This is a genomic window from Streptomyces sp. NPDC127129 (assembly GCF_042671585.1).
GTDB lineage: Bacteria > Actinomycetota > Actinomycetes > Streptomycetales > Streptomycetaceae > Streptomyces.
Genome location: NZ_JBHXTV010000003.1, coordinates 478049 through 490377, shown reverse-complemented (window position 1 = coordinate 490377; position 12329 = coordinate 478049). Strand labels below are relative to the sequence as shown.

Genomic DNA, 12329 nt, shown 5'->3' with positions numbered 1-12329 from the left:
CCCGGGGGCCGATTCCCCCTGTCGACACCGACTCCTAGGACAGTCATGACCATCGACGATCCCGCACGCCCGGACACGGCCGAGGCAGCCGTCACTCCCGACACTGCCGAGGCACCCGTCACTCCCGACCCGGCGGCCGGGAGCGGCGGCTCCCAGGGGACCTGGAGCGCTCTGCGCCCCCTCGTCCTCCGCCTGCACTTCTACGCCGGCGTCCTCATCGCCCCCTTCCTGCTGATCGCCGCCGCGAGCGGCCTCCTCTACGCGCTCTCCTTCCAGGCCGAGAAGATCGTCTACGCGCACGAGCTGGAAGTCCCCGTCGGGGACAAGGTCCTGCCGCTCTCGCAGCAGGTCCACGCCGCCACCAAGGTGAACCCCAACGGCACCGTCACCGCCGTCTGGCCCTCCGCCGAGGACGGGGCAACCACCCGTGTCCTCATGGCCGACCCGGACGTCGAGGAGGGCACGTCCCTCGCCGTCTTCGTCGACCCGTACACCGCGGAGGTACGAGGACAGCTCCCCAGCTACGGCAGCTCCGGGGCGCTTCCGCTGCGCACCTGGATCGACGGACTCCACCGCGATCTGCACCTGGGCGATCTCGGCCGCAACTACAGCGAGCTGGCCGCCAGCTGGCTGTGGGTCATAGCCCTCGGCGGCCTGCTGCTCTGGATCGGCCGCCGCAGGAAGAACCGCCGCTCCCTCTTCGTCCCCGAGCGCGGCCCGAAGTCCCGCCGCCGCACGCTGTCCTGGCACGGCACGGTCGGTCTGTGGGCGGTGGCCGGTCTCGTCGCGCTCTCCGCCACCGGTCTGACCTGGTCGCGGTACGCGGGTGAGAACATCGGCGCGGTCCAGGACCAGCTCGGCGGAGCCACCCCGGCCGTCTCCGCGACCCTCGAAGGCGCTGCCGCCGGCGGCTCGTCGGAGCACGCGGGCCACGGCGCCGGCCATGAGGCGCCGGCCGCCAAGGGCCCGGACGTCGGCATCGACGCGGTGGTCGAGGCGGCCCGCGCGAAGGGCATCGAGGGCAGGATGTCGGTGGTCCTGCCCGCCGAGGGCCGGGGCTACGTCGTCAAGGAGACCGACACACAGTTCCCGGTCCACCTGGACTCGGTGGCGGTGAACCCGGCCGACGGCACGGTCATGGACGAACTCCGGTTCGCCGACTACCCGGTGCTCGCCCAGCTGACCCGCTTCGGCATCGACATGCACATGGGTGTGACCTTCGGCCTGGTCAACCAGCTGGCGCTCGCCGTCCTCGCCCTCGCCCTCATCCTGCTGATCGTCTGGGGCTACCGGATGTGGTGGCTGCGCCGCCCCGGGCGTCCGGTGGCGCGAGGCGCATGGCGGAAGATCCCGCCGACCATGCTGCTGCCGCTGCTCGCGGCGACGGCGCTCGTGGGCTGGTTCGTCCCGATGCTGGGGCTCAGCCTGGTGGCGTTCCTGCTCGTGGACCTCGCCCTCTCCCTGGTGGCCAGGGTGCGGGCGAGGTCCGAGGGGTCCCGAACGGCCTGATCAGGGCGTGTACTTGTAGCCGACCCGCCGCACGGTCTGGATCGTGTGGCGGTGTTCGGCGCCCAGCTTGCGGCGCAGCCGCGCCACATGCACGTCGACCGTCCGCCCGTCGCCCACATGCCCGTACCCCCAGACCGTCGTGACCAGCTGGTCGCGGGTGTGGACGCGGTGGGGGTGCGCGACGAGATGGGCGAGCAGCTCGAACTCCAGGTACGTGAGATCCAGCGGCCGGCCGTCCACGAACGCGATGCGCCGGTCGCCGTCGATCGTCACGGGTCCCGGGTCCCCGGCCGCGAGGCCGTTGACGGGGCCGGTCGCGGGGCCGGTGGCGGCGGGCGCGAGGCCGGGTGCGGACGCGGGGCCGGGCGGCTGCTGCTGGTCGACGGGCACCAGCACGAGGTACCCGACCATCGGCGGCCGTCCGGGCAGCGTCGGCAGCGCGTGGGGTGGTGCGGGCAGCAGCGTGGCACCGGGCGGCAGGAAGTCCGCGACCCGCGCGAGGTCGACGACCTCGTCGGGATCGACGGCCCGAAGCCGGGGGCGGTGGGAACGGACGGCGGTCAGGGACGCGGTGCCGGTCTGGGTGTGGGCCATGAAAGCTCAGCTCTTTCGCGCGAGTCGGAGACGTACGACGTCGTTCGCGCGTCGGCCGAAGGCCGCGGAACCGGTCTTGTACCGGTCGGGCGTTAGAGGGCCGACGCGTTCTTCACGCGCCGACAGCACCGGTCGAAGTCATGGTGCTGCCGGGAAGGCCAGAACGGCTCGAGGTCGGTGCGACCTGTCGCGGATCCGTTCTGAGTGAGGGCCATATCCCTAGTGTACTACTCGGGAATACCCGGGACGACCCCCGCGTCCCTGTTCACCTGCCCCGGACCGCACCCGGGTTCACCGTGCCGACGCCGAAGGGGCGCCCGCCGGTGGTCGGCGGGCGCCCCTTCGGGGAGAGCGGGGTGGATCAGACCTGGCCGGCCTTCTCCAGGGCCTCGCAGCAGGTGTCCACCAGCAGGCGGGTCACCGTGTACGGGTCCACGTTCGCGTTCGGGCGACGGTCCTCGATGTAGCCCTTCTGGTCCTGCTCGACCTGCCACGGGATACGGACCGAGGCGCCGCGGTCCGAGACGCCGTAGGAGTACTTGTCCCACGGGGCGGTCTCGTGCAGGCCCGTCAGGCGGTCGTCGATGCCGGCGCCGTAGTTCTTGACGTGGTCGAGCGGCTTCGAGCCCTCGCCCAGGGACTCGCACGCGGTGATGATCGCGTCGTAGCCCTCGCGCATGGCCTTCGTCGAGAAGTTGGTGTGCGCGCCCGCGCCGTTCCAGTCGCCCTTCACCGGCTTCGGGTCCAGCGTCGCCGAGACCTTGAAGTCCTCGGCCGTGCGGTAGAGCAGCCAGCGCGCCACCCACAGCTGGTCCGCGACCTCCAGCGGCGCCAGCGGGCCGACCTGGAACTCCCACTGGCCCGGCATGACCTCGGCGTTGATGCCGGAGATGCCCAGACCCGCCTGCAGACAGTTCTCCAGGTGCGCCTCGACGATGTCGCGGCCGAAGATCTCGTCGGCGCCGACACCGCAGTAGTAGCCGCCCTGCGGGGCCGGGAAGCCGCCGACCGGGAAGCCGAGCGGGCGCTCGCCGTCGAAGAAGGTGTACTCCTGCTCGATGCCGAAGATCGGCTCCTGAGCGGCGTACTTCGCGTACACCTCGGCCAGCGCGGCACGCGTGTTGGACTCGTGCGGCGTCATGTCCGTGTTGAGGACCTCGCACATCACGAGGATGTCGGCACCGCCGCGGATCGGGTCCGGGCAGACGAAGACCGGCTTGAGGACACGGTCCGAGGCGTGGCCCTTGGCCTGGTTCGTGCTGGATCCGTCGAAGCCCCAGATCGGCAGCTCCTCCAGAGTGGCACCGGTGCCCGGAAGGATCTTCGTCTTGGAGCGAAGCTTCGCGGTCGGCTCGGTGCCGTCGATCCAGATGTACTCAGCCTTGAAGGTCACGGGGCCTCATCCTTTGGCGTGCTGCTGCGGGGTGCGTGCTGCGGCTCGCGACGCTGCGAGAGCTGCGTGGTGTGTCTGCGCGCAGCTTCGCAACACGGGATTTCCCGCCCGTTGCCCGTTTGTGAACCCCGTGTTACTCAGCTTTCCCGATCTTCGCGGAGCCGCCGTGCGACGACGTGGGCGTCGAGGAGCGAGCCGAGGCCGGCGGCCCTGACGCGCCGTACGAGCTCGGTGTACGTCGTGCCCAACGCCTCGGCCGTGCGCCCCAGATGCCAGTCGGCGTCCGCGAGGCGGCGGAGCAGGTGGCCCCGTCTGATCTGGCTCTCGGAGAGACGGAACGTCTTCAGATAGAGCGTCCGGCCCTTGCGGTCGGCGATCAGTTCCCCGATGTGCTGTTCCTCACCCGCCCGCCGGAAGGGAGGCAGGAACCGGTACAGGTCATACGAATCCATCCGGTACACGCGCTCGAAGGCGTACGACGTCTCCAGCAGATCGCGCGCCATCAGCCCGTCGTGGGCCTCCGCCCAGGACCGCTCCTGCGCCCGGGCCGCCGCCCGCAGATCCGCGAGCGTACGGACGGAGCCCCCCTCGTCCCGGATGCGCGCCGCGAACTCCGGCACCGGGGCGCCGTAGTACGCGTACTGGTGGATCAGCTCCCCGTACAGGTCCTCGATCAGGGTGGGGTGGAGGGCTCGGTAGTCCTCCGGGTGGGGGACGACGAAGGCGGCGGCCAGGGAGTCGGCGACGTACAGCATGAGGCCGCACTGCCCCGGGTGGATCTCGAAGATCCGCAGCGCCTCCGCGAGCCCCGGGACGCTCCATCCCGCGTACGCCGCCTCGGCGCGCGGCGACAGGCCCTGGCGTACCGCCTGCTGGGACCACTCGTCCCAGACCACGGACGGGCCGCCGAAGTGGAGCGCCAGATACCCCTCCAGGGCGAGGTGCAGAGGCAGGAAGCGCAGCCGCTTCTCCGCCCGCCCGTCGGCGCGCCGGCGCTTGGCGAGCCGGTGGTGACGGCGCACCGGAACGACCTCCGGCCCCGCCCCGCCGGCCGTTCCGCCCCCGAACCGGGTGCCGTACGCGGCCGACTCCCGCTCGTCCCCGGACCAGTCCGCGACGAAGCCGTGCGGGATGTACGAGGTGTAGGTCGTACGGTCCCCGAGCTCGACCGCTCCACCCTCCCCGTACACCTCACGGTGGAGCCGCAGCCCCTCCACCGGCTCGGCCCGCACCAGCGGCACGAGCCGGACACCGCCCCACACCTGCGCCGGCCGGACGTCGAGACCGGTCAGATCGATCCGGGTCATCGCGTCGCCTCCCGCAGAAACAGCTCCACCCTGCGGTCCAGATAGGCCCGCAGTTCCGCCAGCCCCGTCCGGCCCTCGGCGAACTGCGCGATCTCCACCAGCGCCGCCAGATCCTCCGCGTCCCTGATCCCCGCGGTCGGCACGCTCGGCGCGAGCCGGCGCACGTCGAAACCGGCCGCGTCGTATACGGGGTTCACATGGACCGCGCTCGTCCGCCGCCCCGGGTCGAGGCGCGTCCGCCAGACGCGGAGCACCTCGCCCGCGAGGCCGGGCGGCGCGTTGTCCCAGCCGTCCGAGACGATCACCAGCCGGTCGGGGGCGGGCCCCTCCAGGGCGTCCAGGATCCGCGCCCCGAGCGGGGTCGGCCCCCAGGGCCGCACGAGGAGCGGATCGGTGGCGCCCGAGGTCCAGTGCGCGGTGTACGCCCCCGGCGCGGCCAGCGCGTCGAGGAGGAAGTGGCAGCCGAGCGCGACGGCCAGCGGGCGGCGCCGCTTCACGGACGAACCGGAGGCGGAGTAGCTGTCGTCGAGGACCGCCGCGACCCGGCCCCACGTCCCGGCGTACGGCCCCGCGACGCGCAGCGCGGCCGCCCGCAGCGCGGCCGTCAGCTCGGCGCGCCGCTCCACCCTCTCCCCGAAGGGGAGGGAGAGCACGTAGAGGGCGAGCCGCGTCAGCGGCATCACGGTCAGATCGCTCGCGCGCTCCGTCCGCAGCCGCTCCAGCCGGGTCATCCGGGGAGCGATCCGCTCCAGGAACACCGCGCGCCGCACGCCGTGCTTCGCCGCGAACCCCTCGGCGACGGTGAACGGCAGCTCGTACAGCGCCCCCTGCTCGTACTGCGCGCGGCGGTAGGCGTCCAGGTACGGGTGCTCGTAGCGGACCCGGCGGCGGGGCGCGAACAGGAAGTCCCCCGACTCGGCGGTGGCGAGCGGCAGATGGGCGTGGCGGGCGACGGCCTTCAGTCCGGCGCGGTACTTCACGGCGTCGTGACCGAGGTCGGCGCGGCCGGCCAGCCAGTCGCGGACGATCGCGCGCGTGCGCCGGTTGTTGACCTTGGCGGCGCGCAGGGCGCGGAAGAGCCGGTAGACCCGCTGCGGGGGCAGGCGCGCGAGCCGGGCGGCGATCAGCCGCCCCTCCGCCCGCTTCCCGTCCGCCCCGCCGGCCTCGTCGGCGGTGCGCAGCAGCCGCTCGACGATCATCGCCGCGTTGTGGTCGTTGATGTCGAGCGCGAGCGCGGCGGCGTACACGGTCCGGTAGTTGACCCGGACGTACTCGTGCAGGAACGCGAGCGAGAGCCGCTGCTCCCCGGCGGACGAGCGGAACTCCCGCTGACCGGTGGCGGTGACGGCCGCGTTGACGAAGAGCAGCACGTCCTCGGCGGCGATGAGGTCGGAGATCGTCTCCGTCGGCGTGGTCATGGCTTCCCTCGCGGTGGCATGGGTGCCGGCCGGGGAATGGGGGCGCGAACAGCGAAAACGTTGCTTCAGAGGCAGGTCCCGGAAGTCGCACCGGAGTCCCGCGGCCGGCGCAGGCAACGTAACACCGCGGGAGGGGAGGGCCGCCAGTGGATTTGCGGGGCCGGTGTCGGTGGGGACCGGCAGACTGGGGGCATGGTGTCGGTGGGGACCGGCAGACTGGGGGGCATGACCACGCACCGGGGCGCCAAGGCCCGTATCGGACTGCTCGGCACCGGCCCCTGGGCCGCGCGCACCCACGCGCCCGCGCTCGCCGCGCACGACGGTGTCGAGTTCGTGGGGGTGTGGGGCAGACGGCCCGAGGCGGCCGCCGAACTGGCCACCGCCTTCGGCACGACCGCGTACGACGACGTCGAGGACCTCCTCGAGGTGAGCGACGCCGTAGCCTTCGCCCTTCCTCCGGACGTCCAGGCCCCGCTCGCCCTCCGGGCCGCCGCCATGGGCTGCCACCTGCTCCTGGACAAGCCGGTGGCCACGACGGTCGAGGCCGCCCGTGACGTCGCCGAGGTGTCCGGGCCGGCGGAGGTCGCGTCCGTGGTCTTCTGCACGCTCCGCTTCGCCGACGCCACGGCCCGCTGGATCGACGAACAGGCCGCCGCGGGCGACTGGTTCCTCGGCGCGGCGCACTGGCTGGGCTCGCTGTACGGCCCGGGGTCGCAGAGCGCGTACGCGGCCTCGCCGTGGCGGCGTGAGAAGGGCGGCCTGTGGGACGTCGGCCCGCATGTCCTCTCCGTGTACCTCCCGGTACTGGGCGACGTCACCGACGTGACGGCCGTACGGGGCCCCGCGGACACGCACCACCTGGTCCTGCGTCACACGTCGGGCGCGAGCAGCACGGCGACGCTGACCCTCTCCGCCCCGCCGGAGGCGGCGGAGGCCGCGCTCACGCTGCACGGGAAGCGGGGCCGGGCGGCGCTGCCGGCGTGGGACGGCGCGACGGAGGCCTTCGGCCGGGCGGTCGACGCGCTCCTGGAGTCGGCCAGGACGGGGGTGCCGCACGCCTGCGACGCCCGCTTCGGCGCGCGGATCACGGAGATCCTCTCCCTCGCGGAGCAGGCGGCGGGCCCGGGGAGGGAGCCCGCCGCCTGACGGCGGCGCGGCCTCAGCCCACGCGCTCGATCCGGGCCTTGCGGATCAGGAACTTGCCCGGCTCACGGACCTGCTCGAAGGCCGCGTCGTTGAGCAGGACGCAGCTGCCGGAGGTGGAGGTGACCTCGACGGTGGTCGACTTGGCGTTGTCGAGGTTGGTGACCTTCAGGCGCGTACCGAGCGGGAACTGGTTGCTGGACGCGGCCGGGGCACCGGCCTCGCCGGAGAGTGTGACGGTCGATCCGGCGCAGACGACATCCCCGGAGCCGCCGCCGTCGCCGCCACCCGCGGGCGGGGCGGGCTGGGCGGGCTGCGCAGGCGGGGCGGGCTGCGCCTGGGTTGGTGCCGGCTGTGTGGCCGGGGCGGCGGGGGCGGCCGCCCCGGTATCACCCCCGCACCCCGACGCCGCCTGCTGAAGCCGGATCTGGGCGATCACCGCTTCCCGGTTGGCGATCCGCGCCTGCGACTGTGCGTCCGGGTTGGCGCGCTGGTCCGCGATGAACCGCTCGTTGTTCGCGAGCGCCGTGGTCAGGCCGTCGCAGGCCACGGACGCCTGACTCGTTCCGGTCAGCACCACCGCCGTCCCGCCGGCGAGCACGAGGGCACTGGCGATCAGCGCGATCTTCTTCTTCCGGCCGAGCGTTTTCCTGCGTGACACGTGAGGCTCCGTTCGTTTCCTGTCGGTTCCTGTGGCGTCAGATACGGGAAGCGCGCCGGTTCTGCTCAATGCGCGGAGATGTGACGTCAGCGGGACAGTGCGTCCCGTACGGCCTCCTCGGTGCGGCCGACCACCGCCGTGCCGTCCTCCGCGGTGATGATCGGGCGCTGGATGAGCTTGGGGTGCGCGGCGAGCGCCTCCACCCAGCGGTCCCGGTTCGCCTCGTCCCTGGGCCAGTCCTTCAGCTCCAGCTCCTTGGCGACGGCCTCCCCGGTCCGCGTGATGTCCCACGGCTCGAGGCCCAGCCGCTCCAGTACGGCCCGGATCTCGTCCGGGCTCGGCACGTCCTCCAGGTAGCGGCGCACGGTGTACTCGGCGCCCTCCGCGTCGAGCAGGCTGATCGCGCTGCGGCACTTGGAACAGGCGGGATTGATCCAGATCTCCATGCGCCCCACGGTACCCCCTCGGGCTCCTCCCACCACCCCCCAAACCCCCTCTGGCCAGGGGCGATTGTCAGTGGGGGGCAGTAAAATCGTAGGTGAAGGTGAGGGTCCCGGGGAGGGCCCGCACCCACCGTTCGTCAGGAGGTCGCCCGTGGCCACAGCCATGATCCGGAAGCCGTCCCTCGAACCCTGGAAGCCCCTCCGGAAGCAGCCGCTCCCCGCGGGCCGCCCCCGCGAGTGGTACATCACGCACAACCGCCGCCTGAAGGCCATGCGCCTCGCGATCGTCCTCCTCGACGCGGGTGTGCACGACCCCGCGAAGGCGGGCAACGCGAAGATACGCACCACGGCCGAGCTGCTCGGCATCCACCCGCCCTCGGACACCACCTGCCACATGGTCCGCGCGCTGATCCGCTACGGGCGCTGACCCGAGCCACCGCCCGGCCCCCGGACAGGGACGAAGACAGAGCCGCAGACAGAGACGAGGGCCGCCACCCCGGAATCCGGGGTGGCGGCCCTCACTGTCGTTCAGCGCTCCGGTCGATCGCTCGACCCGTCCGCGGTCTAGAGGTCGAAGTAGAGCTCGAACTCGTGCGGGTGCGGGCGCAGCTGGATCGGGGCGATCTCGTTCGTGCGCTTGTAGTCGATCCAGGTCTCGATCAGGTCGGAGGTGAAGACACCGCCGGCCTGCAGGTACTCGTTGTCCGCCTCCAGGGCGTCCAGGACCGCCGGGAGGGAGGTCGGGACCTGCTGGACGTTCGCGTGCTCCTCGGGAGCCAGCTCGTACAGGTCCTTGTCGATCGGCTCCGCCGGCTCGATCTTGTTCTTCACGCCGTCGAGGCCCGCGAGGAGCAGCGCCGAGAAGGCGAGGTACGGGTTCGAGGACGGGTCCGGCGCGCGGAACTCGACGCGCTTGGCCTTCGGGTTCGAGCCCGTGATCGGGATACGCATGGCCGCGGAGCGGTTGCGCTGCGAGTAGACCATGTTGACCGGGGCCTCGAAGCCGGGCACCAGGCGGTGGTACGAGTTCACCGTCGGGTTGGTGAAGGCGAGCAGCGACGGGGCGTGCTTGAGGATGCCGCCGATGTAGTAGCGGGCGGTGTCCGAGAGGCCCGCGTAGCCCGTCTCGTCGTAGAACAGCGGGTCGCCGTTGGCCCACAGCGACTGGTGGACGTGCATGCCCGAGCCGTTGTCGCCGAAGATCGGCTTCGGCATGAAGGTCGCGGTCTTGCCGTTGCGCCAGGCGACGTTCTTCACGATGTACTTGAAGAGCATCAGGTCGTCGGCCGCGGCGAGCAGCGTGTTGAACTTGTAGTTGATCTCGGCCTGGCCGGCGGTGCCGACCTCGTGGTGCTGGCGCTCGACCTGGAGGCCGACGTTCTCCAGCTCCAGGGAGATCTCCGCGCGCAGGTCGGCGAAGTGGTCGACCGGCGGGGCCGGGAAGTAGCCGCCCTTGTAGCGGACCTTGTAGCCGCGGTTGTCCTCGACCGCACCGGTGTTCCAGGCGCCGGCCTCGGAGTCGATGTGGTAGAAGCCCTCGTTGGCGGTGGTGTTGAAGCGCACCGAATCGAAGACGTAGAACTCGGCCTCGGGGCCGAAGTACGCGGTGTCGGCGATGCCGGTGGAGGCGAGGTACGCCTCGGCCTTCTTCGCGATGTTCCGCGGGTCACGGCTGTACTGCTCGCCCGTGATCGGGTCGTGGATGAAGAAGTTGATGTTCAGCGTCTTGTCGCGGCGGAACGGGTCCAGGCGGGCCGTCGACAGGTCGGCGCGGAGCGCCATGTCGGACTCGTGGATGGCCTGGAAGCCGCGGATCGACGAGCCGTCGAAGGCGAGCTCCTCGGACGGGTCGAACGCCGTCGCCGGGATCGTGAAGTGCTGCATCACTCCCGGAAGGTCACAGAAACGGACGTCGACCATCTTGACGTCGTTGTCCTTGATGAACTTCTTGGCCTCGTCGGCGTTCTGGAACATCCAACTCCTCCTACTCCCGGCCCGGGGAGGGGCGGGGTTGCAGCTCGTTCGTGCGGCCAGTGCGGTGGCACACGCTGGACCCGACCATAGGCAGACGGGATTTCTCAAGCATGACCCATTTGTTTCACCCAAGTTAACCGGCCTGGGTGCCCCTCCGCTTCCCGGCGCCCCTCGGCGACCCGGGCCGAAGTGATCAAAAACGGGCGCAGTACCGTTGTCGGGTGGACAACAGGCAAGCACTCGGATCATGGCTGTCCGGCCCCCGCGCGGCGGCCGAGGACGCAGGTGTCGACTTCGGTTACCGCGGTCAGCAGCTCGGGCTCCCCGAGGAGGGCCCCGGTTCGATCGCCCGCCCGGGCCGCCGGATCGGCGCCCTCGCCGTCGACTGGGCCCTCTGCATGCTGATCGCATACGGCCTGGTCACCGACGGCTACAGCCAGGCGACCGGGAACTGGGCGCTGGTCATCCTGCTCGTGCTGAGCGTGCTGACGGTCGGAACCGTCGGCTCCACCCCCGGCAAGCGGCTCTTCGGCCTCCGGGTCGCCTCGGTGAACGGCGGCCGGCTCGGCATCCTGCGGGTCGTGGTCCGCAGCCTCCTCGTCTGCCTCGCCATCCCGGCCCTGATCTGGGACCGCGACGGCCGGGGCCTCCACGACCGCCTCTCCGGCGCCGTACAGGTCCGGATCTGAGCCACGCACCACGACGGGCACCCCGCACACCCTGCACGACGCACACCCCGCACGACGAAGGGCGCCCCCGGAACCTGTCCGGTTCCGGGGGCGCCCTTCGTCGTGGAGGAGAGACCTCCGTCGGAGGTCAGCGCATCTTTCCGCCGCGCGGCATCCGCATGCCCTTCGGCATCGGACCCTTCGGCAGCGGCATGTTGCTCATCAGGTCGCCCATGGCCCGCAGCCGGTCGTTGGCCACCGTCACCTGGGGGCCGGAGAGCACCCGCGGCAGCTTCAGCATGGTCGTGCGGACCTTCTTCAGCGGCACCTGGCCCTCGCCGTTGCCGACGATGATGTCGGTCACCGGCACGTCCACGACGATGCGGGCCATCTTCTTCTTCTCGGCCGCCAGCAGGGGCTTGACCCGGTTCGGGTTGCCCTCGCCCACCAGCACGATGCCCGCCCGGCCGACCGCGCGGTGCACGACGTCCTGGCTCTTGTTCATCGCGACCGCCGGGGTCGTCGTCCAGCCGCGCCCGATGTTGTCCAGCACCGCGGCCGCCGCGCCCGGCTGGCCCTCCATCTGCCCGAAGGCGGCGCGCTCGGCACGTCGTCCGAAGACGATCGCCATCGCGAGCAGCGCCAGGATGAAGCCCAGGATGCCCAGGTAGACCGGGTGCCCGATCAGGAAGCCGATCGCGAGGAGGACACCGAGTACGACGATGCCCACGCCCGCGACGACAAGCCCGACCTTCGGGTCGGCCTTTCGGGTCATCTTGTACGTGAGGGCGATCTGCTTCAGTCGCCCCTGGTTCGCAGCGTCACCGCTGCCCGTGTTTGCCTTCCTCGCCATGTCCTGAAGTTTACGTGGCCCGGGAAGCGCGGCCAGCCACGGCCTCCATCACATGCTGGGCCTCGACCCGGTCCTTGGCCCGGCGGCGGTCCTCCAGGACCGAGTTCCAGGCGTTCCGGCGGGCCGTCCGCTGCCCGCCGGCCAGCAGCAGGGCCTCGACGGCCTTCAGGGCGTCGGTGACGGACGGGATGGCGGTGGCACGGACGTGGGTCGCGGCCTGCATGCGGGGGTCCTCCCTCAAGCGTGGATGAGACGAGGTGGGGGGTGGAGCGAGTGTGACGCTCACGACGTTGTGGCGGTGAGTGAAGCCAGGCTCACAGACTGGTGTTACCAGTGCGTGACCCGGTGGTCAAACACTGATGAAAC

Annotated in this window: 13 protein-coding genes; 4 read left to right on the top strand and 9 right to left on the bottom strand. The window is 71.5% G+C overall.

The window, feature by feature from the left end:
- Window positions 1-45 precede the first annotated feature (45 nt).
- On the top strand, window positions 46-1509 hold the full coding sequence (locus ACFVGW_RS08360; RefSeq protein ID WP_385851289.1) for a PepSY-associated TM helix domain-containing protein: 1464 nt from the start codon (window positions 46-48) through the stop codon (window positions 1507-1509).
- Here ACFVGW_RS08360 and ACFVGW_RS08355 read toward each other — a convergent pair whose 3' ends face one another.
- The 4 genes from ACFVGW_RS08355 to ACFVGW_RS08340 form a co-directional block, all read right to left on the bottom strand.
- On the bottom strand, window positions 1510-2103 hold the full coding sequence (locus tag ACFVGW_RS08355; RefSeq protein WP_385851288.1) for a winged helix-turn-helix domain-containing protein: 594 nt from the start codon (window positions 2101-2103) through the stop codon (window positions 1510-1512).
- A 361-nt stretch (window positions 2104-2464) separates the two neighbouring features.
- Window positions 2465-3496 (bottom strand): glutamine synthetase, encoded by a 1032-nt coding sequence (gene glnII, locus ACFVGW_RS08350; RefSeq protein ID WP_352191405.1) that lies wholly within the window; start codon window positions 3494-3496, stop codon window positions 2465-2467.
- Window positions 3497-3633: 137 nt separating this feature from the next.
- Complete coding sequence (locus tag ACFVGW_RS08345) at window positions 3634-4803, bottom strand: hypothetical protein (protein WP_385851287.1); 1170 nt, start codon at window positions 4801-4803, stop codon at window positions 3634-3636.
- Window positions 4800-6221: a hypothetical protein gene (locus ACFVGW_RS08340; RefSeq protein ID WP_385851286.1), complete on the bottom strand. Its 1422-nt coding sequence runs from the start codon at window positions 6219-6221 to the stop codon at window positions 4800-4802. The genes ACFVGW_RS08345 and ACFVGW_RS08340 overlap by 4 nt, the downstream gene beginning before the upstream one ends.
- A gap of 225 nt (window positions 6222-6446) precedes the next feature.
- On the opposite strand from ACFVGW_RS08340, the gene ACFVGW_RS08335 reads away from it, so the two are divergent.
- A complete protein-coding gene (locus ACFVGW_RS08335) occupies window positions 6447-7367 on the top strand; it encodes a Gfo/Idh/MocA family protein (protein ID WP_385851285.1) in 921 nt (306 codons plus the stop codon).
- Between the two features lie 13 nt (window positions 7368-7380).
- Here ACFVGW_RS08335 and ACFVGW_RS08330 read toward each other — a convergent pair whose 3' ends face one another.
- Both ACFVGW_RS08330 and ACFVGW_RS08325 read right to left on the bottom strand, forming a co-directional pair.
- The gene (locus ACFVGW_RS08330; RefSeq protein ID WP_352191409.1) at window positions 7381-8025 is read right to left on the bottom strand and encodes a hypothetical protein; all 645 of its coding nucleotides are present in this window, start codon (window positions 8023-8025) and stop codon (window positions 7381-7383) included.
- Between the two features lie 86 nt (window positions 8026-8111).
- The gene (locus ACFVGW_RS08325) at window positions 8112-8471 is read right to left on the bottom strand and encodes an arsenate reductase family protein (RefSeq protein WP_383228757.1); all 360 of its coding nucleotides are present in this window, start codon (window positions 8469-8471) and stop codon (window positions 8112-8114) included.
- Between the two features lie 160 nt (window positions 8472-8631).
- Here ACFVGW_RS08325 and ACFVGW_RS08320 point away from each other — a divergent pair, with 160 nt between their 5' ends.
- Complete coding sequence (locus tag ACFVGW_RS08320; RefSeq protein ID WP_352191430.1) at window positions 8632-8895, top strand: hypothetical protein; 264 nt, start codon at window positions 8632-8634, stop codon at window positions 8893-8895.
- A gap of 137 nt (window positions 8896-9032) precedes the next feature.
- Here the strand turns inward: ACFVGW_RS08320 and glnA are convergent, their stop codons facing one another.
- Entirely contained in the window at window positions 9033-10442 is a 1410-nt protein-coding gene (gene glnA, locus ACFVGW_RS08315) for a type I glutamate--ammonia ligase (RefSeq protein ID WP_352191411.1), read from the bottom strand.
- A gap of 221 nt (window positions 10443-10663) precedes the next feature.
- Between glnA and ACFVGW_RS08310 the strand changes: the two genes are divergently transcribed.
- Window positions 10664-11131: an RDD family protein gene (locus ACFVGW_RS08310; RefSeq protein WP_383297367.1), complete on the top strand. Its 468-nt coding sequence runs from the start codon at window positions 10664-10666 to the stop codon at window positions 11129-11131.
- 127 nt (window positions 11132-11258) lie between these two features.
- Here ACFVGW_RS08310 and ACFVGW_RS08305 read toward each other — a convergent pair whose 3' ends face one another.
- Both ACFVGW_RS08305 and ACFVGW_RS08300 read right to left on the bottom strand, forming a co-directional pair.
- Window positions 11259-11963, bottom strand: a complete 705-nt coding sequence (locus tag ACFVGW_RS08305; protein ID WP_383228755.1) for a DUF4191 domain-containing protein — start codon at window positions 11961-11963, stop codon at window positions 11259-11261.
- Between the two features lie 10 nt (window positions 11964-11973).
- Complete coding sequence (locus tag ACFVGW_RS08300; RefSeq protein ID WP_352191414.1) at window positions 11974-12186, bottom strand: hypothetical protein; 213 nt, start codon at window positions 12184-12186, stop codon at window positions 11974-11976.
- Window positions 12187-12329: the final 143 nt, after the last annotated feature.

Excerpts from the sequence above, each read along its gene's own strand:
- ACFVGW_RS08360 (WP_385851289.1), top strand. The coding sequence starts at position 46 with ATGACCATCGACGATCCCGCACGCCCGGACACGGCCGAGGCAGCCGTC.
- ACFVGW_RS08355 (WP_385851288.1), bottom strand. The coding sequence starts at position 2,103 with ATGGCCCACACCCAGACCGGCACCGCGTCCCTGACCGCCGTCCGTTCC.
- ACFVGW_RS08345 (WP_385851287.1), bottom strand. The coding sequence starts at position 4,803 with ATGACCCGGATCGATCTGACCGGTCTCGACGTCCGGCCGGCGCAGGTG.
- ACFVGW_RS08340 (WP_385851286.1), bottom strand. The coding sequence starts at position 6,221 with ATGACCACGCCGACGGAGACGATCTCCGACCTCATCGCCGCCGAGGAC.
- ACFVGW_RS08335 (WP_385851285.1), top strand. The coding sequence starts at position 6,447 with ATGACCACGCACCGGGGCGCCAAGGCCCGTATCGGACTGCTCGGCACC.
- ACFVGW_RS08325 (WP_383228757.1), bottom strand. The coding sequence starts at position 8,471 with ATGGAGATCTGGATCAATCCCGCCTGTTCCAAGTGCCGCAGCGCGATC.
- ACFVGW_RS08320 (WP_352191430.1), top strand. The coding sequence starts at position 8,632 with ATGATCCGGAAGCCGTCCCTCGAACCCTGGAAGCCCCTCCGGAAGCAG.
- glnA (WP_352191411.1), bottom strand. The coding sequence starts at position 10,442 with ATGTTCCAGAACGCCGACGAGGCCAAGAAGTTCATCAAGGACAACGAC.
- ACFVGW_RS08305 (WP_383228755.1), bottom strand. The coding sequence starts at position 11,963 with ATGGCGAGGAAGGCAAACACGGGCAGCGGTGACGCTGCGAACCAGGGG.
- ACFVGW_RS08300 (WP_352191414.1), bottom strand. The coding sequence starts at position 12,186 with ATGCAGGCCGCGACCCACGTCCGTGCCACCGCCATCCCGTCCGTCACC.